The 580-nt window shown below is 66.6% G+C and carries 1 protein-coding gene; it reads right to left on the bottom strand.

Going from position 1 to position 580, the window contains the following annotated elements:
* Window positions 1-580 (bottom strand): alcohol dehydrogenase catalytic domain-containing protein (locus AC1Q6E_RS27710; protein WP_492573931.1); only part of this gene is annotated, 580 nt, incomplete at both ends.

Below are 580 nucleotides of genomic sequence, written 5' to 3'. Positions count from 1 at the left end.
TCGCGCTCGGGGTTCAGGTCGATGCCGATGATCTTGCCGGCGCCGACCATTCTGGCACCCTGGATGACGTTCAGGCCGATGCCGCCCAGGCCGAAGACGACGACGTTGGCGCCGGCCTCGACCTTGGCGCTGAAGACCACGGCGCCCACGCCGGTGGTGACGCCGCAGCCGATGTAGCAGGCCTTGTCGAAGGGGGCGTCCTCGCGGATCTTGGCGACGGCGATCTCGGGGACCACGATGTAGTTCGAGAAGGTGGAGGTGCCCATGTAGTGGTGGATGGGCTTGCCGCCGAGGGAGAATCGGCTGGTGCCGTCGGGCATCAGGCCCTTGCCCTGGGTGGTGCGGATGGCCTGGCACAGGTTGGTCTTGCGCGACAGGCAGAATTTGCACTGGCGGCACTCGGGGGTGTAGAGGGGGATGACGTGGTCGCCCTTTTTCAGGGTGGAGACGCCGGGGCCGGCATCGACGACGATGCCGGCGCCCTCGTGGCCGAGGATGGCGGGGAACAGGCCCTCGGGATCGGCGCCCGACAAGGTGTAATAGTCGGTATGGCAGATGCCGGTGGCCTTGATTTCGATCA

This window comes from Pigmentiphaga sp. MLSB6-MA01, from assembly GCF_058793475.1.
Note: the sequence above shows the minus strand (reverse complement) of the source record. Positions and strands in the feature narration are given on the sequence as shown.